Below are 22038 nucleotides of genomic sequence, written 5' to 3' on the forward strand. Positions count from 1 at the left end.
CAGGGTGGTTCGGCTCGCGAGCAAGACTCGCTGGCTTCGCTGGGTGGCTGAGGACTACGGTCGTGGGATGAAACGGCTCTCGAGTGTTGATGCGGCGTTCTGGTCGGCTGAGACCGCCGGCTGGCACATGCACGTCGGCGCGCTAGCGGTTTGTGACCCCAGCGATGCCCCGGATTACAGCTTCCAGCGGCTGCGCGAATTGCTGATCGAACGTCTACCGGAGATTCCACAGCTGCGGTGGAAAGTCACCGGAGCACCGTTGGGACTGGACCGGCCGTGGTTCGTCGAGGACGACGAGCTCGACATCGACTTCCACGTTCGCCGCATCGGCGTGCCCGCGCCCGGAGGCCGGAAGGAGGTCGACGAACTCGTCGGCCGGTTGATGTCCTACAAATTGGACCGATCCCGCCCGTTGTGGGAACTGTGGGTCATCGAGGGCGTCAAGGGCGGTCGCGTCGCCACCCTGACCAAGATGCATCACGCCATCGTCGACGGTGTCTCCGGCGCCGGGTTGGGCGAAATCCTGTTGGATGTCTCGCCCGAACCGCGGCCACCGCAGAAAGAGACCGTCGGCTTTGTGGGGTTCACCATCCCCGGCCTGGAGCGCCGAGCGCTCGGGGCGCTGATCAACGTCGGCATCATGACACCGTTCCGCGTCGCACGGCTGTTGGAACAGACCGTACGTCAGCAGATTGCGGCCTTGGGCGTCACCAGGCCGCCGCGCTATTTCGACGCACCCAAGACCCGCTTCAACGCATCCGTGTCGCCGCACCGGCGCATCACCGGCACTCGCGTCGAGTTGAAGCGGGCAAAGAAGGTCAAGGATGCGTTCGGAGTCAAGCTCAACGACGTGGTGCTGGCGCTGGTCGCCGGTGCCGCTCGCGAATACCTGGAGAAGCACAACGAATTGCCCTACAAGCCGCTGATTGCGCAGATTCCGGTGTCCACCCGCACCGACGAGAACAAGTCCGACATCGGCAATCAGATCAGCTCGATGACAGCGTCACTTGCCACCGATATCGACGATCCCGCCGAGCGGCTGCGGGCGATTCACAAGAGCACGCAGAACGCCAAAGAAATGGCCAAGGCTCTGTCAGCGCACCAGATCATGGGGCTCACCGAAACCACACCTCCGGGGCTGTTGCAGCTGGCCGCACGCGCGTACACCGCGAGCGGCTTGTCGCACAACTTCGCTCCGATCAACTTGGTGGTCTCCAACGTCCCTGGCCCACCGATGCCGCTCTACATGGCCGGCGCCAAGCTCGAATCGCTCGTGCCGCTCGGACCGCCGGTGATGGACGTGGCACTCAACATCACCTGCTTCTCCTACCAGGGCTACCTGGACTTCGGTTTCGTGACTACGCCGGAAGTGGCTAACGACATCGACGAGATGGCCAAGGCCATCGAGCCTGCGCTCGCCGAACTGGAGCGCGCCGCGGAGTTGCTGGACGCTTAGCCGGACGGCGGGTTTGTCACGTAGACCCAGGACAAAAACCGGGCGACCGCGTCGGCGGACTTGTGTGCCCGCGGCGAACCGAAGATGTCGAACGCGTGCTGGGCGTGCGGCAATTCGGCGTAGGCGACGGGTGACTTCGACACCGAGCGCAGCTCCTCGACGAATTCCCGCGCTTCGGGAACCGGGATGAGCGAGTCGTTGACACCGTGCAGCACGAAGAAGGGCGGTGCGTCCGCAGACACGTGGCGGATAGGTGAGGCGTCAAGGTAAATCTGACGATGTGTGCTGAGTTTCTTCTTGACCACGAGTCTGCCGAGTATTTCGATGAATTCGGCACGGCCAGGCGCATTGGTGGAAAACCAGTCGTAGCGACCGTAATACGGTACGGCCGCGACGACGGAGGTGTCGGCGTCCTCGAAGCCGGGCTGAAATTTTGCGTCGTTGGGCGTCAGCGCTGCCAGCGCGGACAGATGGCCCCCGGCCGAACCGCCGCTGATCGCAACGAAATTCGGGTCGCCGCCATAGTCGGCGATGTTGTCCTTGACCCAGGCGAGTGCACGCTTGACATCCACGATGTGGTCGGGCCAGGTGTGCACCGGAGAAACCCGGTAACCCATCGACACGCACACCCAGCCGCGCGAAACCAGTTCACTCATCAACGGATACGCTTGCGGGCGGCGCATGCCGATCATCCAGGCACCGCCGGGCACCTGCAACAGCACTGGGGCCTTGCCGTCCCGCGGCAGGTCGCGCCGACGCCAGATGTCGGCCGTATTGGCGCGGCCGTGCGGGCCGTAGCGCACGATGTTCTCTTTGTCGACGAAGCGCCGCCGGGCCCCCGTGGTACGCAGCGGCGGATTGCGCCGTCTACCCCTTCCAGGGGTCAATTCGGTGGGCAGCTTCTTTAATTCCGCTGGGTAGTCGGGTCCGAGTTGATCCGTGAGGCCGGCATCCAGCACCGGACCCGGAGTCGTCAACCCGCGGTACGCGATCACCCCCAGCAGTGCCCACGACGCGGCCGTCAGCGTCAATGCCAGCTTGCCCTTCGGTCGGGCGAAGTCGCCGCGACGGTTGCGGCGCACGGCGTCCAGCACGGAGCCCGCGGCGTACAGAGCCGGCACCTCCGAGGTGGGCCAGCCGAACCAGAACACCATTACCGCGGCATACGGGTGACGGGTGATCGGGGCGAATCCGTTGGCGGCGTTGACCAATTCCACCGCCGCACGGGTCAGCGGTCTGGGACGACGCAGCTCGCGCAGCACTCGTTGGACCTTCATGAACCGCTCACCCTTGCCTGCAACTCGTTGCGCAGGATCTTGCCGGTGCTGCCCCGGGGTAACTCGTCGAGGACCACGATCTCGCGAGGCACCTTGTAGTTGGCGAGGTTCTCTCGGACGTGCTGCTTCAAGGTCTCCTCGGTGGCGGTGGCGCCGGGCTCCAACACCACGAAGGCCGCCAGGCGCTGCCCGTACTGTTCGTCGTCGACGCCGATTACCGACGCTTCGGCAACCTCCGGGTGCCCCGCCAGGGTCTTCTCCACTTCGATCGGATAAATGTTCTCCCCACCGGAGACGATCATTTCGTCGTCCCGGCCAACCACGAACAGGCGCCCGTTCTCGTCCAGGTACCCGACGTCGCCCGACGACATGAAGCCGGCGTGGAAGTCTTTCGTCTTGCCGGATGTGTAACCGTCGAACTGGGTGTCGTTGCGGACGTAGATGGTGCCGGTCTCGCCGGTGGGTAATTCGTTGAGATCTGAATCGAGGATCCGGATTTCGGTCCCGCCGGCCGGACGACCGGCGGTGTCGGGAGCCGCGCGCAGATCCTCCGGTGTGGCGGTGGCGATCATTCCGGCTTCGGTGGCGTTGTAGTTGTTGTAGATGACGTCGCCGAACTGATCCATGAAAGCGATCACGACATCGGGACGCATCCGCGAGCCGGAGGCTGCGGCGAATCGTAAGGACTTGCCGCTGTAGCGATTTCGGACTTCCTCGGGCAGGTCCATGATGCGGTCGAACATCACCGGCACCACTGCCAGTCCGGTGGCCTGATGGCGATCGATGAGGTCCAGCGTTGCTTCCGGATCGAACTTGCGCCGGGTCACGATCGTGCAGGCCATCGAAGCGGCGAAGATCAACTGCGAAAACCCCCACGCGTGGAACATCGGCGCCACGATCACGACGGTCTCCTCCGCACGCCACGGGGTGCGGTCCAGGATCGCCTTGAGGGTGCCCATTCCGGCCCCGCCACCAGACTGCTTGGCGCCCTTGGGACTTCCGGTCGTACCGGAGGTGAGCAAGATCATCTTGCCCTTGCCGTCGGTGCGCTGGGGTTGCTGACCGAGGTGGTCGGCGATCAGCTTCTCGACCGTCATATCTTGTGGCGAATCCGTCCACGCGAGAATTCGGGTGGCGTCGGGTCTGTCGGCCATCGCGCGCTCGACCGTTTCGGTGAACTCTTCGTCGTAAATGACGGTATCGACACCTTCGCGGTTGACCACTTCGGCCATCGCGGGCCCGGCGAAGGACGTGTTGAGCAGCAGAACGTCGGAGGCGATGCGGTTGGACGCGACCAGCGACTCGACAAAGCCCCGATGGTTGCGGCACATGATGCCAACGACTTTGGGCTGACCCGTCGGCAGCTTCTGCAGGCCGGTGGCCAACGCGTCGATCCGCTCGTCGAGTTGGCGCCAGGTCAGCGTGCCGATCTCGTCGATCAAGGCCGGACGATCCGGGCAGCGCTGGGCCGCACCCGCGAAACCGACCGTCATCGCCATGCCCTGGCGGCGCATCGCCGCGGCCATCTTGAGGTAGCGGTCGGGGCGCATCGGCGCAATCACCCGCGCGCGCCGGAATGTTTCGATGATGCCGAGGGTCTGTTGGAGTCGAGATGCCATGGCTCAGCCCAGGATCGGGAATCGGCGGTTGGCGGCCAACTTGTTCAGGCCCTGCTGCATCACCGATCGCACGTGTTCGTCCACTTCGTCGATATCGGGGTCTGAGCCGAATTGTGCGGTGATGTCGATCGGTTCCAGCACCTGCATCACGATCTTGGCGGGTAGCGGCAGATTGGGTGGTATCGCGGCACTGAAACCGAACGGAAAGCCGAACGAGAGGGGCAGGATGTCGCTGCGCAGGAGCCGCTTCAAGCCCAGCCGCTGGGCCAGCCAGGTGCCCCGGGTCAGGTACAACTGAGTCTCCTGGCCGCCGATACCGACCAGCGGCACGATGGGCACGCCCGCTTCGATCGCGGTCCGCACGTATCCCTTGCGTCCGTTGAAGTCGATGGTGTTCTCGGAGGCGGTCGGTCGGTATGCGTCGTAGTCGCCGCCGGGAAACACCACCACCACGCCTCCGGACCGCAGCGCCTCGGCGGCGTTTTCGCGGTTAGCCCGGATGTATCCCGTCTTGCGAAAGAAATCTCCGGTGAGGCCCATGAACAGAATGTCGTGGCTCAGCGTCAGCACCGGCCGGTCGAAGCCGAATTTGTCGTAGAAGTCGACGCTGAAGATCGGGACGTCCATGGGAAACTGACCGCCGGAGTGATTGGCCACCACCAGCGCCCCGCCCGAGGGAAAGGAGTCGAGGCCGTTCACCTCGGCGCGGAAGTAGGTCTTGAGGATGGGACGCATCACGCTTATCAGGCGCTGTGTCAACCCAGGATCGAATTTGCCGATGTCTCCGACATCCAAGCTGTCGCTCTCGCTGCTCACTGAGGCTCCCTCGGGCTATCCTCGCGGCTCCCTTGCCGTCGAGTCTCTAGATGGTAGCGACCGGCTTTGCCGGCTACGAGCCGACGGCGCATCGTCGTGCGGCGGCTATTGTCACGCCGGATAGATTTGGAATCGCTGAACGGTTCAGACCTGGGAGCGAGGCTGCGATGGGATTCATGTCACCGGACCTTCCGGATGTTGACCGCGACAGCTGGCCAACACTGCCACGAGCTACCCGGCTGCAGGTGGTGACCCGGCACTGGGCGGAAAACGGGTTCGGGACTCCATACGCGGTGTACCTGCTCTACCTGATCAAGATCGGACTGTACGTCGCGGTTCCGGCGGCCATCATCTCGTTGACGCCCGGGCTGGGCGGGCTGGGCCGCATCGGCGAGTGGTGGACACAGCCGATCGTGTACCAGAAGGCCATCATTTTCACGTTGCTCTTCGAGGTGTTGGGCCTCGGCTGCGGGTCTGGTCCCCTCACCGGACGTTTCATGCCGCCCATCGGCGGAGTGCTGTATTGGTTGCGGCCGAAGACAATTCGGCTTCCGCCCTGGCCGGGCAAGGTTCCGTTCACGAGCGGCGATTCCCGCACCGTCGTCGACGTCGTGCTCTATGCCGCCGTGTTGCTCAGTGCGGTATGGGCGCTGTTGGCGCCCGGGGACGGGCCGGTGACTAGTGCCGGTGACGTAGGGGTGATCAACCCGATCCTGGCCATGCCGCTCATCGTGGCGTTGGCGCTGCTGGGGCTGCGTGACAAGACGGTGTTCCTGGCCGCCCGCGGTGAGCACTATTGGTTGAAGTTGTTCGTCTTCTTCTTCCCGTGGGTGGACCAGGTCGCCGCGTTCAAGCTCATCATGCTGCTGCTGTGGTGGGGCGCGGCGACCTCCAAGCTCAATCACCATTTCCCCTATGTCGTCTCGGTGATGACGAGCAACAATGCGCTGCTACGCAGCAAGCTGTTCAATCCGCTCAAGCACCGGCTCTACCGCGACCACGTCAACGACCTACGGCCGACGGCGATACCGAAGCTGATGGCCCACGTCGGCGGGACCACAGCGGAATTCATCGTCCCGACGGTGCTGGTGTTCGTCGCCGGCGACCAACCGTGGCGGTGGTTCCTCATCGGGTTCATGGTGATCTTCCACCTCAACATCCTGTCCAACCTCCCGATGGGAGTTCCGTTGGAGTGGAACGTTTTCTTCATCTTCTCGCTGTTCTACCTGTTCGGTCATTACGGTTCGATCCGGGCCATCGACCTGCGCTCACCGCTGTTGTTGGCCCTGGTAGTGATCGCGGCGGCGGTCGCGATCGCGGGAAACATGTTCCCCGAGAAGATTTCGTTCCTGCCCGGCATGCGCTACTACGCCGGCAACTGGGCCACCAGCGTGTGGTGCTTCCGCGAGGGCGCCGAGGACAAGATCGAAGCCAACGTCGTCAAGAGCTCTGCGCTGGTGGTCAACCAGCTGGCCAAGCTGTACGACGAGGCGACCGCCGAGATCATGGCCGACAAGACCGCCGCGTTCCGGGCCATGCACACCCACGGACGAGCGCTGAACGGCCTGTTGCCGCGCGCGATCGACGACGAGGCCGCCTACAAGATCCGGGAGGGCGAGATCGTGGCAGGCCCGCTGGTCGGCTGGAATTTCGGCGAAGGCCACCTGCATAACGAGCAGCTGCTGGAGGCGGTGCAGAAGCGGTGCAACTTCGAGGAAGGCGAAGTACGCGTCATCGTTCTCGAGGGTCAGCCGATCCACATCCAGAAGCAGTGGTACCGGATCCTGGACGCCAAGACCGGACTGATCGAGTCCGGATATGTCGACGTCGCCGAAATGCTGACCCGTCAGCCCTGGCCCGAGCCCGGCGACGAATTCCCGGTGCACGTGACCACCCAGGCCGGGGTACACGGCACCTCATGACCAAAGCCATCGTCGTCGGCGCGGGACCCAACGGTCTGGCCGCGGCAATCCACCTCGCCCGGCAGGGCATCGACGTCCACGTGTTGGAAGCGCAAGACGCCATCGGCGGGGGAGTGCGGTCCGGGGAGTTGACGGTGCCCGGCGTCATCCACGATCACTGCTCGGCGTTTCACCCGCTGGGTGTCGGCTCGCCGTTCTGGAGTGAGATCGACCTGGCCAGCTACGGGCTGAGTTGGAAGTGGCCGGAAGCCGACTGCGCGCATCCCCTCGACGACGGCACCGCCGGGGTGCTGTACCAGTCGGTGGTCCAGACCGCCAAGGGGCTGGGCGCCGACGGCCGGCGCTGGCGGGCGGCCGTGGGTGGACTCGCTTCGGGGTTCGACGACCTCGCCGAGGACTTGCTGCGCCCGGTCATCAACATTCCGCGCCATCCAATCCGCTTGGCGCTGTTCGGTCCCCGGGCGGTGCTGCCGGCCACCGCGGTGGCCGGGTGGTTCCGCACCGAACAGGCACGCGCGCTCTACGGCGGCGCTGCGGCGCACGCCTACACCCGACTGGACCGGCCACTCACCGCGTCGCTCGGGCTGATGATCCTGGCCAGCGGACACCGCTACGGATGGCCCGTCGCCGAGGGCGGGTCGGGAGCGATCACCCGGGCTCTGGGTGCGGCCCTGGCCGCCGCCGGCGGACGTGTCAGCACCGGTGTGACCGTTCGCAGTCGCCGCGACATCCCGACCGCGGACATCGTCATGCTCGACCTCAGTCCCACACAGGTGCTGGACCTCTACGGCGACGCGATGCCGACCCGCATCAAACGGTCGTACCGGCGCTATCGGGAAGGGTCGTCTGCGTTCAAAGTCGACTTCGCCATCGAAGGCGACATCCCCTGGACCAACCCCGACTGCGGGCGGGCCGGCACGGTCCATCTGGGCGGTAGCTTCGAAGAAATCGCCGGCACCGAACGGCAACGCGCGGAAGGCAGGATGGTGCCGCGACCGTTCGTCCTGCTCGGGCAGCAGTACCTGGCCGACCGGTCGCGCTCGGCGGGCAACATCAATCCGATCTACGCCTACGCGCATGTGCCGTTCCGCTATACCGGCGACGCGACGGCGGCGGTCATTGAGCAGATCGAACGGTTCGCGCCGGGATTCCGTGACCGCATCGTGGCCACCGTCAGCACCGGGACGGCCGAGTTACAGGCACGCAACCCCAGCTACATCGGCGGCGACATCATCGGCGGGGCCAACGACCGGTTGCAGATCCTGTTCCGGCCGCGCATCGCCCTTGATCCCTATCCGATCGGCGTGCCCGGCGTCTACCTGTGCTCGCAGTCGACTCCGCCCGGCGCCGGGATACACGGACTGTGTGGCTATCACGCCGCTGAATCCGCGTTGCGGCGCATGCGGCGTCGGCAGTAGCGGGATCGCCGGAGCCGAAATGTGACGAAGACTTCACCGAATTGGGCACGTGCTTCCGGTGTCTCCCGGAGCGAACCACCTCTAACATGTATTACAAGCGTGTCATTAATGGAGGAGGATCAGGGCGCCGCCGTGCAACGCCTCTTGCATATTGCGCTGTCTTCTTTGTGGCGCCCTGCGATCCATTTCTCCGAATGGTGAATAGTTCGGCCGGTCGCGAATTATGTAAGCGGCTCACTCCGGATTCATTCTTTGAGCCGTAGTTTCAGAACTCTGCTCCAAACAGCGCACGGGAAACCGCGAATGGTCTCGCCTTGGCGGCGCATTATTCAAGCCATTTCGTATGGGAAATACTGCAGATGGCGAAGCGGGCTCCCGCGACCGGAATGGCGTGGGAGCCCGCTTCGCGCCAGGATCAGCCGGCTGCCCCTGCAGGGCCGGCCGGAGTGGGCTGGCCGGGCACAGGACCACCGGCGGGCGCCGCCGGGCTGGTCGGAACACCCTTCCCGGTCCCCGACATGTCGGTGATGGGAGCGGTCGCCGGCAGCGGTGCACCATCGGCTCCCATCGCTATCAAAGGGGCCCCGACTGGCACCGGCGCGCCGACTGGCACGGGAGCGCCGACCGGGACGGGAGCGCCGACCGGGACGGGAGCGCCGACTGGAACGGGGGCGCCGACTGGGACGGGAGCACCGACTGGAACGGGAGCGCCGACCGGGATTGGAGCACCCACCGGGACCGGTGCGCCGACCGGAACCGGAGCTCCCACCGGGACCGGAGCTGCCACCGGACCAGGCAATACCACGGGAACACCGGCCATGTCGGTGATCGGCGCGCTAGCAGGACCGCACGCCTCCGCAGGGGCGCCAGCGCCCGTGGGTGTGCCGCCAGCGGTCGGTGCGCCACCGCCCGCTCCGCCGCCGCCTGCCGGGCCACCACCCGCGCCGCCGGCGCCTGTGGGTCCACCGGCGGGTCCAGTTCCGCCGCCGTAGGCACAGCAGACTGAGTGTCCGCCCGCAGCCCCGGCTCCGCCCGCCGCCGCGGCTCCACCGGCGCCGGCCGGCCCGCCGGCCGCCGGTGCACCCGCGAGTTCGCCCGACATGCCCTGGATGCATGCGTGACCACCGGTGATCAACGGAACGGCGGCCGCATCCGGGCTAAACGCGATGGCGGCCCCGCACACCCCGGCGCTGGCAGCAATTACCTTGATGCTGAATCGACCAAAGATCGCCATCTACGTCACTCCCTCATTCGCTCAGATATATAACGTCGGGTGGCCGAGCAGAACCGCATAGTCCTACCGGGCCGTGCCCGACGACCGGCTCAATAATTGGCCGCCGTCGTGCAATTCAACCCACGCCGCGCCGCGCCGTTTCCAAATGGTGACGTTGGGCCGTTGAGGACCGCAAAGAGGGCGCGCGGTTCGTCTTGAAGAATGGCGACACCGGTGGTCTATTGGCGCCACTTCCCGGGGGCGGGAACGTGAGCGGCGCCACAAGATCGGAACCACCCGTTCAACCAAGTCTTACCGGCCCAGCAATGGGCGGACGTACTGATCTAGGCTGGCGACGAGGACTTCATCAGCCGGTAATGAACACAAGGAGAGACACGTGACGGTCCGAGTTGGCATCAACGGCTTTGGTCGAATCGGACGTAACTTCTACCGGGCCTTATTGGCTCAGCAGGGGCAGGGCGACGCCGACATCGAGGTGGTGGCCGTCAACGACATCACCGACAACAAGACCCTGGCGCACCTGCTCAAGTTCGACTCGATCCTGGGCCGCCTGCCCTACGACGTCAGCCTCGAGGGCGAGGACACGATTGTGGTGGGCGACGTCAAGATCAAGGGGCTCGCGGTCAAAGACGGACCTGCTGCCATGCCCTGGGGCGATCTCGGCGTCGACGTGGTGGTGGAATCCACCGGCCTGTTCACCAACGCCGCCAAAGCCAAAGGTCATCTGGAAGCCGGCGCCAAGAAGGTGATCATTTCCGCTCCGGCCACCGACGAGGACATCACCATCGTGCTCGGCGTGAACGACGACAAGTACGACGGCAGCCAGAACATCATCTCCAACGCGTCGTGCACCACGAACTGCCTGGGTCCGCTGGCCAAGGTGCTCAATGACGAGTTCGGCATCGTCAAGGGACTGATGACCACCATCCACGCCTACACCCAGGACCAGAACCTGCAGGACGGCCCGCACAAGGATCTGCGCCGGGCCCGCGCGGCGGCCCTGAACATCGTGCCGACCTCGACCGGTGCGGCGAAGGCGATCGGACTGGTGCTTCCGGAACTCAAGGGCAAGCTCGACGGGTACGCGTTGCGGGTGCCGATCCCCACCGGCTCGGTCACCGACCTGACCGCCGAGTTGTCCAAGTCGGCGAGCACCGACGAGATCAACGCCGCGTTCAAGTCCGCTGCCGAGGGTCCCCTGAAGGGCATCCTGAAGTACTACGACGCGCCAATCGTGTCCAGCGACATCGTCACCGACCCACACAGTTCCCTGTTCGACTCCGGCTTGACCAAGGTGATCGACAACCAGGCGAAGGTGGTGTCCTGGTACGACAATGAATGGGGCTACTCCAATCGCCTCGTCGACCTGGTCAAGCTCGTCGGCAAGTCCCTCTAGCCGTGGGCGTCCCGACTCTCGACGACCTTCTGGCCGAAGGTGTTTCCGGACGCGGCGTGCTGGTGCGCTCCGATCTCAACGTCCCGCTCGACGATGACGGCAACATCACCGACCCCGGCCGGATCACCGCATCGGTGCCGACGCTGAAGGCGCTGCTCGACGCCGATGCCAAGGTGGTCGTCACTGCGCACCTCGGCAGGCCCAAGGACGGTGCCGACCCGAAGTACTCGTTGGCCCCGGTTGCCGCGGCACTGAGCGAGCAACTCGGCCGGCACGTGCAGTTGGCCGGTGATGTTGTCGGTTCTGACGCACTGGCCCGGGCCGAAGGGCTGACCGACGGTGACATCCTGTTGCTGGAGAACATCCGCTTCGACAAGCGGGAAACCAGCAAGGATGACGACGAGCGGCTGGCGCTCGCCAAACAGCTCGCTGAGTTGGTCAGTCCAGGAGGCGCTTTCGTCTCCGACGGGTTCGGTGTGGTGCACCGCAAGCAGGCCTCGGTCTACGACGTCGCGACCCTGCTGCCTCACTACGCGGGCAACCTGGTCGCCGACGAGATAAAGGTGCTGCAGCAGCTGACCAGCTCCACCGACCGGCCCTACGCCGTAGTGCTCGGCGGATCGAAGGTTTCCGACAAGCTCGGCGTCATCGAGTCGCTGGCCACCAAAGCCGACAGCATCCTGATCGGCGGCGGGATGTGCTTTACCTTCCTTGCGGCACAGGGTTATCCGGTCGGCAAGTCACTGCTGGAAGAGGACATGGTGGAAACCTGTCGCAACCTCTTGGAGACCTACTACGATGTGCTCCGGCTGCCGGTCGACATCGTCGCGACCGAGAAGTTCGACGCTGATTCACCGCCACAGACCGTTGCCGCCGACGAGATCCCGGACGACCTCACGGGTTTGGACATCGGGCCGGGATCGGTCAAGCGGTTCACCACACTGCTTTCCAATGCCAGAACGGTCTTCTGGAATGGGCCGATGGGCGTGTTCGAGTTTCCCGCCTATGCACACGGCACCAAGGGCGTTGCCGAGGCGATCGTCGCCGCGACCGGCAAAGGCGCGTTCAGCGTAGTCGGTGGCGGTGATTCGGCCGCCGCGGTCCGCGCGCTGAAAATCCCCGAAGACGCCTTCTCGCACATCTCTACCGGAGGTGGTGCGTCACTGGAATATCTTGAGGGCAAATCACTTCCGGGTATCGAGGTGCTCGGAAGAGACCAGCCAGCTGGAGGAGAGTCGTGAGCCGCAAGCCGTTGATCGCCGGCAACTGGAAAATGAACCTGAACCACTTCGAGGCGATCGCATTGGTTCAGAAGATCGCTTTTGCCTTGCCGGACAAGTACTTCGACAAGGTGGATGTCACGGTGATCCCGCCGTTCACCGACCTACGCAGTGTCCAGACCTTGGTCGATGGCGACAAACTACGTTTGACGTATGGAGCGCAGGATCTTTCGCAACACGACTCCGGCGCGTACACCGGTGATATCAGCGGGGCCTTCCTGGCCAAGTTGGGTTGCAGCTTTGCGGTCGTGGGTCACTCCGAGCGACGCACTTACCATCACGAGGACGACGCTTTGGTAGCCGCCAAAGCCGCCGCTGCACTCAAGCACGAGATCACGCCGATCGTCTGCATCGGCGAGCACCTGGAGGTCCGCGAAGCGGGAAACCATGTGTCGCACAACGTCGAACAACTGCGTGGCTCGTTGGCCGGGCTGTCTACTGAGCAGATCGACAAGGTCGTCATCGCCTACGAGCCGGTCTGGGCGATCGGCACCGGCCGGGTGGCCAGCTCAGCCGACGCCCAGGAGGTCTGCGCCGCGATCCGTGCCGAGCTGGCCTCGTTGGCGTCAGCCGACGTCGCGGAGTCGGTACGGATCCTTTACGGCGGCTCGGTCAACGCGAAAAATGTCGGCGATCTTGTCGCGCAACAAGATATCGACGGTGGATTGGTCGGCGGGGCGTCACTGGATGGCGAGCAGTTCGCGACGCTGGCGGCCATCGCCGCCGGGGGACCGCTGCCCTGACAGGCTGACCGATCTACGTGTGCGCCGCCAATCGGGCGTACTTTCCGGCGCGGGCGACAGCATACGATCGCCAGAGTTGCCGCTCCATCGAGTCGAACACATGGTCCGCAACACTTTTCGCGAGGTCCAATCGCTCGGCTGTCAGCGGCGCGGGAGCACTGATCTCGATCGAGCCCCCGGCGTCTCCGGTGGCGGCAGGCGGGTCGTGCCTTCCGGTCAGGTAGTCCAGCCGGCCCCCGGTTTCCTCTTCCGCGGCCAGCGCCAACGGTCGTGTCTGGGCGAAAAACTCCTCGCCGGTGGACTCCAGGGCCACCAGCATCCACCAGCGCAACACCGGATCACGATGCCGCAGCGCGATTTTGGCGAACTCGATCATATTCTGGCGATGCAGATCCATATCCGAATCCAGGAATAGCCACTCGAGCGCATCGCTGGCGGTGTGGTCCAGTACCTGATCGAGTCCCAGCGCTTCCCAGTCGGAGAGAAACAGCTTGCTGTGCTCGGACAACCGCGACGCCCAGCCGTTGACAGCGTCTTCCTCAGCGCTGCTGGGCTGTGCGTAGGTCATGGCATATTTGGTCAGGTCACGGTATCCAAGGATGTCCGTCACCCACATTGGGATGAAGAGACGCAGTTTGTCGGTGGGACTGTGTTCGTCGTCGCGTAGCCAGTCATAGAACGGATGCGCTCGCAATTTCGCCTTGCGCTCCTCAATGTGGCGAATGAGTTCGGAATCATCCTCATCACGCGGTCGGACCACCAGCGAGGGTGCCGTCCAGTCGTCCTGGGCCACGGAGACGACCTTCGGGCGGCGGGGGAAGTTGCCGGTTTCCAGATAGGCGGTGGCGTAGTCGTGGAATCCGGTGAATATGTCGTCGAAAATGCCGAACATTCGCCGACATGCGTCGCTGGCGCGTTCACGCCGATCGGTGTCGAGCACAACGGCTTCGAACAACCCCTCGGTGTTGGCAACGTGTCCGGACTCAAGGTCAAGGTGGTAGGGGCCGAAGTAGCGATATTCCAATCCGGTCTGGCCTGACAGCACCGCCGCGACGCGAGCCGTGTTGCTGAGCATGACATGACCGGTGGCTTCACCGGCTTCGGAATGGCCGAATCGGATCAGCGCATCGTCCCCGTCGTCGACGGCTAGCCTGATGAACTCAATCCCGCTGCGACGGAACGTTTCCTGATCCGGCGAGAGAAATAACCACCACAACATGTCGCTGGTGCGCCAACCCAGTCGAGAATCAAGGTCGAGTTTTCGCCAGTCCTCCAAGAACATTCGCGAATGCTTCTCGTCTTCGAGCGTGCCGAGATTGATCAGCCACTCGTATTCGTCACGCGGTTCCGGAAACCGAAGCACCCATCGGTTCATATCGCGGAACTGCATGATGAACAGCGCACCCGCGGGCCCGATGGCGAGACGGTCCTGCGCCGGCACCCGGTCGGTGGACAACCACTCGAAAAAGGCATGTCGACGCGCTGCTTCCTGGCCCGCATCGCGCAGTTGCATCACATGTTTCATCGGAAGGTCTCTCTTTGCGGGACTCCGCCGCCGTCGCAGAGTCGTAGTGGTCGACAGGCCTTTCAAGTCGGGCTAATTCTACGCCCGTTCATTACGGTTGTTTACTTGGCCACGTGCTCCGAATAGCATCAAATCCCCAGCTGAGTTCACCTCGCTGCTCGTCCGTCGCGGGTGTTGGGTTGGGAAATTGCTTGTTACCGGTTAACAGCTGTTGACCGATCTCTAGGGTGGGTAGATCGTCTCGACAGAGAGGATCAACGAGATGGGCGGTCAAGACGACGTGGGTGGCGAGTTGGCTGCGGCGACCCGTGAGCGAACGCCGGCCAACGGCGCGATCGACCAGATGCTCGCCGGGGGCGCGAGCGGCCGTGACGCGGCGTTGCTGCGTGCTGTCTTCGCTCAGGCCGGGGTCGGAGTCGGCATTTCCGATATGAACGGCAAAATCCTGGTGGTCAACGATGCGTTCGCGCGCATGTTCGGCTATGAGACCGAAGAGTTCATCAGGGCGTTCCACATCACCGATCTCACCCATCCGGACGACACCGCCGACGTGTGGAATCAGTACGCGGGGATGATGCGTGGTGAGGTCGAGATGGTCAGCTTGGAGAAGCCTCACCTGCACCGCGACGGGCACACCATCTGGAACACCGTCAACGTCTCGCTGATCCGGGACGCGGCCGGAATCCCCATCTACACACTGGCCGTTTTCGGAGACGTGACCGACCGCCGCCAGCTCGAACAACAGTTGCGCCACCAGGCTTGGCACGATCCCCTGACCGGATTGCCGAATCGCAGTCAGTTCTTCGACCGCCTCACCGCCGCGTTTGAAGATCCGCAGTCCAAGGTCGGTATCTGCTATGTCGACCTCGACGGCTTCAAAGACGTCAACGACACGCTCGGCCACGACATCGGCGACAAACTCCTCGTCAAGGTCGCAGAACGCCTGTCGCTTTGCCTGCAGCGACCCGAACACTTCGTGGCGCGTCTGGGCGGTGACGAGTTCGTCTTCTTGTTGCACGAACCGTCCAGCACCGAGGAGGTCACCGACCTCGCTGACTCGGTGCTGCGCGTCCTCGAGTCACCTTTCGACATCGACGGCAACCCGATCACCGTGTCCGCCAGCGTGGGCGTCATGGAACAAGAAGTCGCCATCATCTCCGAGGTCGACCTGATGAAAGGGGCCGACGTCACGCTCGCGCGCGCCAAACAGTCCGGGGGCAACCGGTGGGTGATCCACGACCGCCACCACGAAAACACCCCGATGCACAAAGCGCTCGACCGCGGCGAGTTCCGCCTCGTCTACCAGCCGATCGTGCGGCTCGCCGACAACGCCGTCATCGGCGCCGAGGCGTTGCTGCGGTGGGAACACCCGACGCTCGGGACGTTACTGCCAGACCGTTTCATCAACCTGGCCGAGCGCAACGGCATGATCGTGCCCCTCACCACGTTCGTGGTCGAGCAAGCCTGCCGCCACGTGCAGTGCTGGCGAGCAAACCAGGATGCCGACTCGCCGCTGTTCGTCAGCGTGAACGTCGCCGTCCGCAACGTCTGTGACCCCACCTTCATCACCGTGGTCAAGAACGCGCTGCACAACTGCAACCTGCCCCCGCACGCCCTGCACCTGGAACTCACCGAGAACGCGGTGCTGGGCAAAGACGAGACGTCGGTGCGCAGGATGCAGCAGCTGTCGGCGATGGGCGTGTCCATCGCCATCGACGACTTCGGCACCGGATTCTCCAGCCTGGCCTACCTGCGTGAGTTGCCCGTCGACGTGGTGAAACTCGCTGGTGAGTTCATCAACAACCTCGGTGGCAACATTCACGGTCGCCTGGCCGACGAACAGATCACCAGAGCGATGATCGACCTGGCCCACACGCTCGGCCTCACCGTCACCGCCGAGCAGGTGGAAACCCCCAGCCAGGCCGCCAGGTTGCGGGCGCTTGGCTGCGACGCCGCGCAAGGGTGGTACTTCGGCAGGCCGGTACCGCCCGAATTGTTCAACTACTGACCAACCCAGACGTACTGACCAACCCAGGCGGCCGGCGGCCGTCAGCGGTACAAGATCAGCCGTCAGCGGTACTTGATCAGCAGTGCCATGCCTATGACCGACACCAGCCAAATTCCCGTGATGAACAGCGTCAGGCGGTCCAGGTTCTTTTCCACCACCGTCGACCCGGACAGGCTGGACTGCACGCCGCCGCCGAACAACGTCGACAGGCCGCCGCCCTTGGCGCGGTGCAGCAGCACCAGCAACACCACCAGCACGCTCGTGACCACGAGGGTGATCTGCAGGGCCAATTCCATAACGGGCAGCCTACCTAACAGCACCCCGAGGACAGGCGCCGCCCGCGTACGTCGCTAATACTTAGACACATGGTCGAGCTTTCTGACACCGGACTGGATCCCATCGGTGACGTGCACCGCACGGCGCTGGGGCGGGAGGCGACCGAGCCGATGCGCGCCGACATCCGGTTGCTGGGCGCCATCCTGGGCGACACCGTGCGTGAGCAGAACGGTGACGAGGTGTTCGACCTGGTCGAGCGTGCACGGGTGGAATCCTTCCGGGTACGGCGGTCGGAGATCGATCGCGCCGAGATGTCGCGCATGTTCGACGGCATCGACATCCACCAAGCCATCCCGGTGATCCGCGCGTTCACTCACTTCGCACTGCTGGCCAACGTGGCCGAAGACATCCACCGGGAACGCCGCCGCAGCATCCATGTCGCCGCCGGCGAACCGCCACAGGACAGCAGCTTGGCCGCTACTTACCTGAAACTCGATGAGGCGCAACTAGATTCAGCGACAGTGGCTGAAGCGCTCAAGTGTGCGCTAGTGGCACCGGTTATCACCGCCCACCCGACCGAGACTCGCCGACGCACCGTCTTCGTCACCCAGCACCGCATCACCGAGTTGATGCGGTTGCACGCTGAGGGGCACACCGAAACCGACAGCGGCCGCAGCGTCGAACTCGAGTTGCGCCGCCAGATCCTGACGCTCTGGCAGACCGCGATCATCCGGCTGTCCCGGCTGCAGATCAGTGACGAGATCGCAGTGGGCCTGCGGTATTACCCGGCCTCGTTCTTCGAGGTCATTCCGCGGGTGAATGCCGAGGTCAGGGACGCATTGCAGGCGCGTTGGCCAGATGCTGACCTTTCTGCTCCGATGCTGCGCCCCGGTTCCTGGATCGGTGGCGACCGCGACGGCAATCCGAATGTCACCGCCGAGGTGGTGCGGCTGGCCACCGGCAGCGCCGCATTTGCTGCGCTATCCCACTACCTCGCCGAACTCGACCAGCTCGAGCAGGAGCTGTCCATGTCGTCTCGGCTGCTGGGCGTGACATCCGAACTCGCCGAACTGGCCGAGGGCTGCCAGGACAAGGCGCGCGCTGACGAACCGTACCGTCGGGCGTTGCGGGTGATCCGCTCCCGGCTGAGCGCTACCGCCGCGGCAATCCTCGACGACCGGCCGCAGCATGTCCTCGACCTGGGGTCGGCGGCGTATGACACCCCGGATGAACTGCGAGCCGACCTCGACACCATCGACGCTTCGTTGCGCACCCACGGCAGTGCGGTTCTGGCAGATGACCGGCTGGCCCTGTTGCGGGAGGCCGTGCACGTGTTCGGTTTCCATCTCAGTGGCCTGGACCTTCGGCAGAACTCCGATGTGCACGAAGAGGTGGTTGCCGAACTGCTGGCCTGGGCCGGGGTGCACCCCGATTACGCCTCCTTGCCAGAAGACGAGCGGGTCGAGTTGCTGGTGACCGAACTGGGCACCCGTCGTCCGCTCATCGGGGACCGCGGGCAAATCTCCGACCTGGCGCACAAAGAACTGGACATCGTCAGCGCCGCCACCCACGCCGTGCAAACCTACGGTCCCGCAGCGGTTCCCAACTACGTCATCTCGATGTGCCAATCGGTGTCCGACATCCTGGAGGTGGCGATCCTGCTCAAGGAAGCGGGACTGCTGGATGCGTCGGGCGACGAACCATACTGTCCCGTCGGCATCTCACCACTGTTCGAAACGATCGACGATCTGCACAACGGCGCCGCCATCATGCAGGCGATGCTGGAACTGCCGCTGTACCGAGCGATGGTGGCCGCCCGCGACGACGAGCAGGAAGTGATGCTGGGCTACTCCGACTCCAATAAGGACGGGGGGTACCTGGCTGCCAATTGGGCGGTGTACCGCGCTGAGCTGGCGTTGGTGGAGGTTGCGCGCAAGAACGGAATCCGGCTGCGGCTCTTTCATGGTCGGGGTGGAACGGTCGGCCGCGGCGGCGGCCCGAGCTATCAGGCCATCCTGGCCCAGCCACCCGGTGCGGTGAACGGTTCGCTGCGGCTCACCGAACAGGGTGAGGTGATCGCCGCCAAGTACGCCGAGCCCCAGGCAGCCCGGCGCAACTTGGAGAGCCTGCTGGCCGCGACGCTGGAGTCGACGCTGCTCGATGTCGAAGGTCTTGGTGACGCGGCCGAACCGGCCTACGCGGTGCTCAACGAGCTGGCCACCCTCGGCAAGCAGGCGTATGCCGAATTAGTCCACGACACACCGGGATTTGTCGAATACTTCAAAGCGTCCACGCCGGTCAGCGAAATCGGATCCCTCAACATCGGCAGCCGGCCGAGTTCGCGCAAACCCACCGAGTCCATCGCGGACCTGCGCGCGATTCCGTGGGTGCTGTCGTGGAGCCAGTCACGGGTGATGCTGCCCGGCTGGTACGGCACCGGTGCTGCGTTCGAGCAGTGGATCGCGGCGGGCCCCGAGAGTGCGGAAGACCGGTTGGCGGTGTTGCACGAGCTGTACGAACGCTGGCCGTTCTTTCGCAGTGTGCTGTCCAATATGGCCCAGGTAATGGCCAAGAGCGACCTCGGCCTGGCCGCTCGCTATGCCGAACTGGTCGACGATGAATCCTTGCGGCACAGGGTGTTCGACAAGATCGTCGACGAACACCGCCGGACCATCTCGATGTACAAGCGCATCACCGGACAGGAGGACCTGCTGGCCGACAATGCGGCGCTGGCGCGGTCGGTGTTCAACCGGTTTCCGTACCTCGAACCGTTGAATCACCTGCAGGTTGAGTTGTTGCGCCGTTATCGCTCAGGTGAGGACAACGAATTCGTGCAGCGCGGCATCCTGTTGACCATGAACGGGTTGGCCAGCGCGCTGCGGAACAGCGGGTAGCCGTCCCGGTTCGGTTCGGTCTCGGCTCGACGACGCCCCTAGTGGACCGCCCGGTTTCGTAACCGGTCCAGCACGCCACGCACCGCATGTTCGGTAATCGAGACTGGCGTCATCATCGTTTCGCCCCAGCTCACGATGTTGTCCATCCGTTCGAGAATGGCCTCCACCGGCTGCAACACACCGAGCAACCGTTGGGCCAGGTCGTCCAGGCTGGACAGGGTCCTGTCGAGATGGTTCAAGGCGCCCTCCATGCGTTCCACCGTGGCGTTGAGGGCCGTCAGCGACTTGTTGAGTTCCACCATGGAAGTGCTCAGACCATCCAGGACATCCTCGACCTGCTCGACCGTCTTGTCGGCATTCAACGCCGCCTGGGTGAGCGTCTTCACTCGCTGCCGAGCGGGGGTCGAGCGGCCGCTTCTGTCTGCCATGACGGTAATTATTACCGGATTACGCCGAAAAACCTACCCCGAGCAGTGATTTCACGCGCTCACCTGGCAAGTTTGCTCGCGGCGTCCTCGTCGAGTAGCCACCGGGTGGCCTCGCGCCCCACAGCGCCCGCGGCGGGCACCGACACGGGGTCGGCGCCGCCGAGGGCGGCGGCAACCGCGTCCGCCTTGCCGGCGCCCGACACGATCAGCCATACCTCGCGCGACCGTTGAACTGCGGGCAGCGTCAACGTGATGCGCAACGGCGGTGGCTTGGGACAATCCTCGACCGCAACCACCATGCGGTTGGTTTCGCGCACCGCGGGGGTGTCCGGGAACAGGGAGTTGATGTGTCCCTCGGGACCCATGCCCAGCAGGTGAACGTCGAAATCCGGCGCCGTGTCACCGGGTGCGGCGTTGGCCGCCAGAACTTGCTCGTAGGCCAGTGCGGCAGCGTCGATGTCGACACCGAATTCGCCGTTACTGGACGCCATCGGGTGCACCTGGCTAGCCGGGATGGGGATGTGGTCCAGCAGCGCCTCGCGCGCCTGCTTTTCGTTGCGTTCGTCGTCGTCCTCGGGCACATAGCGCTCGTCGCCCCAGAACAGGTGGACTTTGGACCAGTCGATCTGTTGATCTGCGCTGAGATGGCGCAATATGCCGATGCCGTTGCCGCCGCCGGTCAGCACGATCAGGGCTTGCCCGCGCGCGTCGACGGCGGCGTTGATCGCCTCGACCAATCGCTGGCCGGCCGCCCGCACCAGAGCCTCACCGTCCGGAAAAACCTCAACGTCTGTGCTCATTGGTACTGCACTTTCTCGATGCCTTCGAGCGCGGCGTGGAATGTTTCGTCAGCGTCCAGCCGACGCAGGTCTTCAGCCAGACATTCACCAGTTTCCCTGCGGGCCAACGGAACCAACGCGTCCGGCTTGGCCGTACGGCTCAACGTTGCGGTGGTCCCGTCCTGCGGTCGGCTCAGCACGATGGTCTCGCTCTTACGCGTCAACTCCACCTTCAGCTCGCCGACCTCCCGGCGCACCGGGCCGTCAATGCAGTGAGCAAGCCAGCCTGCCAGCACGTCGAGGGCAGGTTCGTCGCGCAAACCCGACACCACTGCCGACTCGATCGGCTCGTGCGGGGGCAGGTCGACGGCCGAGGTGAGCAGCGCCCGCCAATAGGTGATGCGACTCCACGCCAGGTCGGTGTCGCCGGCGGTGTACCCGGCCAACCGGCTCTTGATCGCCGACAGCGGGTCCGTGCCGTTGGTGGCATCGGTGATACGACGGACAGCCAATTTGCCCAACGGGTCCTCGGCCGGCACGGCCGGGGCGACGTCGGGCCACCACGCCACCACCGGGATGTCGGGGAGGAGGAAGGGAATGACCACGCTGTTGGCGTGGCCGGCCAGCGACCCGGACAGCTTCAAAATGACGACCTCGCCGGCGCCGGCATCGCCGCCCACCCGGATCTGGGCATCCAAACGCGGCTTGTCGGCATAGAGATCGCCACGCATCGTCACGATGACGCGGCTCGGATGCTCATGGCTGGCACCGTTCGCGGCATCGATGGATTCCTCGAGCACCGCGTCGCTGTCGGGCGCGATGATCAAGGTGAGCACTCGGCCCATCGTGACGATGCCGGCCCTTTCGCGCATGTCGTCGAGCTTTTTGTTCACCGCCGTGGTGGTGGTGTCAGGCAGGTCGACGATCATCGGCGCCGCTCCTTACGCATCGTGACACTCTGCCTCGT

General features: G+C 64.5%; 17 protein-coding genes and 2 pseudogenes. 9 read left to right on the top strand and 10 right to left on the bottom strand.

Annotation, left to right across the window (positions count from 1 at the left end; genetic code table 11):
* Positions 1–67 precede the first annotated feature (67 nt).
* On the top strand, positions 68–1456 hold the full coding sequence (locus A5636_RS20890; protein ID WP_065160539.1) for a WS/DGAT/MGAT family O-acyltransferase: 1389 nt from the start codon (positions 68–70) through the stop codon (positions 1454–1456).
* Here A5636_RS20890 and A5636_RS20895 read toward each other — a convergent pair.
* The 3 genes from A5636_RS20895 to A5636_RS20905 are packed head-to-tail and all read right to left on the bottom strand — an operon-like array spanning position 1453 to position 5087.
* Complete coding sequence (locus tag A5636_RS20895; RefSeq protein WP_065160540.1) at positions 1453–2733, bottom strand: alpha/beta hydrolase; 1281 nt, start codon at positions 2731–2733, stop codon at positions 1453–1455. The genes A5636_RS20890 and A5636_RS20895 overlap by 4 nt on opposite strands.
* Positions 2730–4352: an acyl-CoA ligase FadD12 gene (gene fadD12 / locus A5636_RS20900; protein ID WP_065160541.1), complete on the bottom strand. Its 1623-nt coding sequence runs from the start codon at positions 4350–4352 to the stop codon at positions 2730–2732. Before fadD12 ends, A5636_RS20895 begins: the two co-directional genes overlap by 4 nt.
* Positions 4353–4355: 3 nt before the next feature.
* Positions 4356–5087, bottom strand: coding sequence for a 1-acyl-sn-glycerol-3-phosphate acyltransferase (locus A5636_RS20905; protein ID WP_155763934.1), 732 nt, complete (start codon positions 5085–5087; stop codon positions 4356–4358).
* Between the two features lie 248 nt (positions 5088–5335).
* Here A5636_RS20905 and A5636_RS20910 point away from each other — a divergent pair, with 248 nt between their 5' ends.
* A complete protein-coding gene (locus tag A5636_RS20910) occupies positions 5336–7090 on the top strand; it encodes a DUF3556 domain-containing protein (RefSeq protein WP_065160543.1) in 1755 nt (584 codons plus the stop codon).
* Positions 7087–8508, top strand: coding sequence for a phytoene desaturase family protein (locus tag A5636_RS20915; protein WP_065160544.1), 1422 nt, complete (start codon positions 7087–7089; stop codon positions 8506–8508). Before A5636_RS20910 ends, A5636_RS20915 begins: the two co-directional genes overlap by 4 nt.
* 415 nt (positions 8509–8923) lie before the next feature.
* Here A5636_RS20915 and A5636_RS20920 read toward each other — a convergent pair whose 3' ends face one another.
* Positions 8924–9610, bottom strand: coding sequence for a hypothetical protein (locus A5636_RS20920; protein ID WP_437339851.1), 687 nt, complete (start codon positions 9608–9610; stop codon positions 8924–8926).
* Positions 9599–9742: pseudogene (locus A5636_RS27940) on the bottom strand (hypothetical protein); the annotation flags it as partial. The pseudogene A5636_RS27940 and the gene A5636_RS20920, both read right to left, overlap by 12 nt.
* A gap of 376 nt (positions 9743–10118) precedes the next feature.
* Here A5636_RS27940 and gap point away from each other — a divergent pair.
* The 3 genes from gap to tpiA are packed head-to-tail and all read left to right on the top strand — an operon-like array spanning position 10119 to position 13161.
* Entirely contained in the window at positions 10119–11138 is a 1020-nt protein-coding gene (gene gap, locus A5636_RS20925) for a type I glyceraldehyde-3-phosphate dehydrogenase (protein WP_065160546.1), read from the top strand.
* A 2-nt stretch (positions 11139–11140) separates the two neighbouring features.
* Positions 11141–12379, top strand: coding sequence for a phosphoglycerate kinase (locus tag A5636_RS20930; RefSeq protein ID WP_065160547.1), 1239 nt, complete (start codon positions 11141–11143; stop codon positions 12377–12379).
* On the top strand, positions 12376–13161 hold the full coding sequence (tpiA, locus tag A5636_RS20935; protein ID WP_065160548.1) for a triose-phosphate isomerase: 786 nt from the start codon (positions 12376–12378) through the stop codon (positions 13159–13161). Before A5636_RS20930 ends, tpiA begins: the two co-directional genes overlap by 4 nt.
* Before the next feature lie 13 nt (positions 13162–13174).
* On the opposite strand, the gene A5636_RS20940 is transcribed toward tpiA, so the two are convergent.
* Positions 13175–14686, bottom strand: a complete 1512-nt coding sequence (locus A5636_RS20940; protein WP_065160549.1) for a hypothetical protein — start codon at positions 14684–14686, stop codon at positions 13175–13177.
* Between the two features lie 343 nt (positions 14687–15029).
* Between A5636_RS20940 and A5636_RS27945 the strand changes: the two are divergent.
* Together A5636_RS27945 and A5636_RS27950 are read left to right on the top strand one after the other, a co-directional pair.
* Positions 15030–15422 (top strand): annotated as a pseudogene (locus tag A5636_RS27945) (PAS domain-containing protein); the annotation flags it as partial.
* Complete coding sequence (locus A5636_RS27950) at positions 15402–16694, top strand: putative bifunctional diguanylate cyclase/phosphodiesterase (RefSeq protein ID WP_437339852.1); 1293 nt, start codon at positions 15402–15404, stop codon at positions 16692–16694. The pseudogene A5636_RS27945 and the gene A5636_RS27950, both read left to right, overlap by 21 nt.
* Before the next feature lie 62 nt (positions 16695–16756).
* On the opposite strand, the gene secG is transcribed toward A5636_RS27950, so the two are convergent.
* Positions 16757–16990: a preprotein translocase subunit SecG gene (gene secG, locus A5636_RS20950; protein WP_036355638.1), complete on the bottom strand. Its 234-nt coding sequence runs from the start codon at positions 16988–16990 to the stop codon at positions 16757–16759.
* A gap of 69 nt (positions 16991–17059) precedes the next feature.
* On the opposite strand from secG, the gene ppc reads away from it, so the two are divergent.
* Positions 17060–19864: a phosphoenolpyruvate carboxylase gene (gene ppc / locus A5636_RS20955; protein ID WP_065160551.1), complete on the top strand. Its 2805-nt coding sequence runs from the start codon at positions 17060–17062 to the stop codon at positions 19862–19864.
* Between the two features lie 38 nt (positions 19865–19902).
* Here ppc and A5636_RS20960 read toward each other — a convergent pair whose 3' ends face one another.
* Genes A5636_RS20960 through opcA form a run of 3 tightly spaced genes read right to left on the bottom strand, consistent with a single transcriptional unit; the run spans position 19903 to position 22000 of the window.
* Positions 19903–20301, bottom strand: coding sequence for an ATPase (locus A5636_RS20960; protein WP_065160552.1), 399 nt, complete (start codon positions 20299–20301; stop codon positions 19903–19905).
* A gap of 50 nt (positions 20302–20351) precedes the next feature.
* Positions 20352–21092 (bottom strand): 6-phosphogluconolactonase, encoded by a 741-nt coding sequence (gene pgl, locus A5636_RS20965; RefSeq protein ID WP_065160553.1) that lies wholly within the window; start codon positions 21090–21092, stop codon positions 20352–20354.
* Positions 21089–22000 (bottom strand): glucose-6-phosphate dehydrogenase assembly protein OpcA, encoded by a 912-nt coding sequence (gene opcA / locus A5636_RS20970; protein WP_065160554.1) that lies wholly within the window; start codon positions 21998–22000, stop codon positions 21089–21091. The genes pgl and opcA overlap by 4 nt, the downstream gene beginning before the upstream one ends.
* Positions 22001–22038 lie beyond the last annotated feature (38 nt).

This window comes from Mycobacterium asiaticum (genome assembly GCF_001673315.1).
In the GTDB taxonomy this organism is placed as follows: Bacteria; Actinomycetota; Actinomycetes; order Mycobacteriales; family Mycobacteriaceae; genus Mycobacterium; species Mycobacterium asiaticum_B.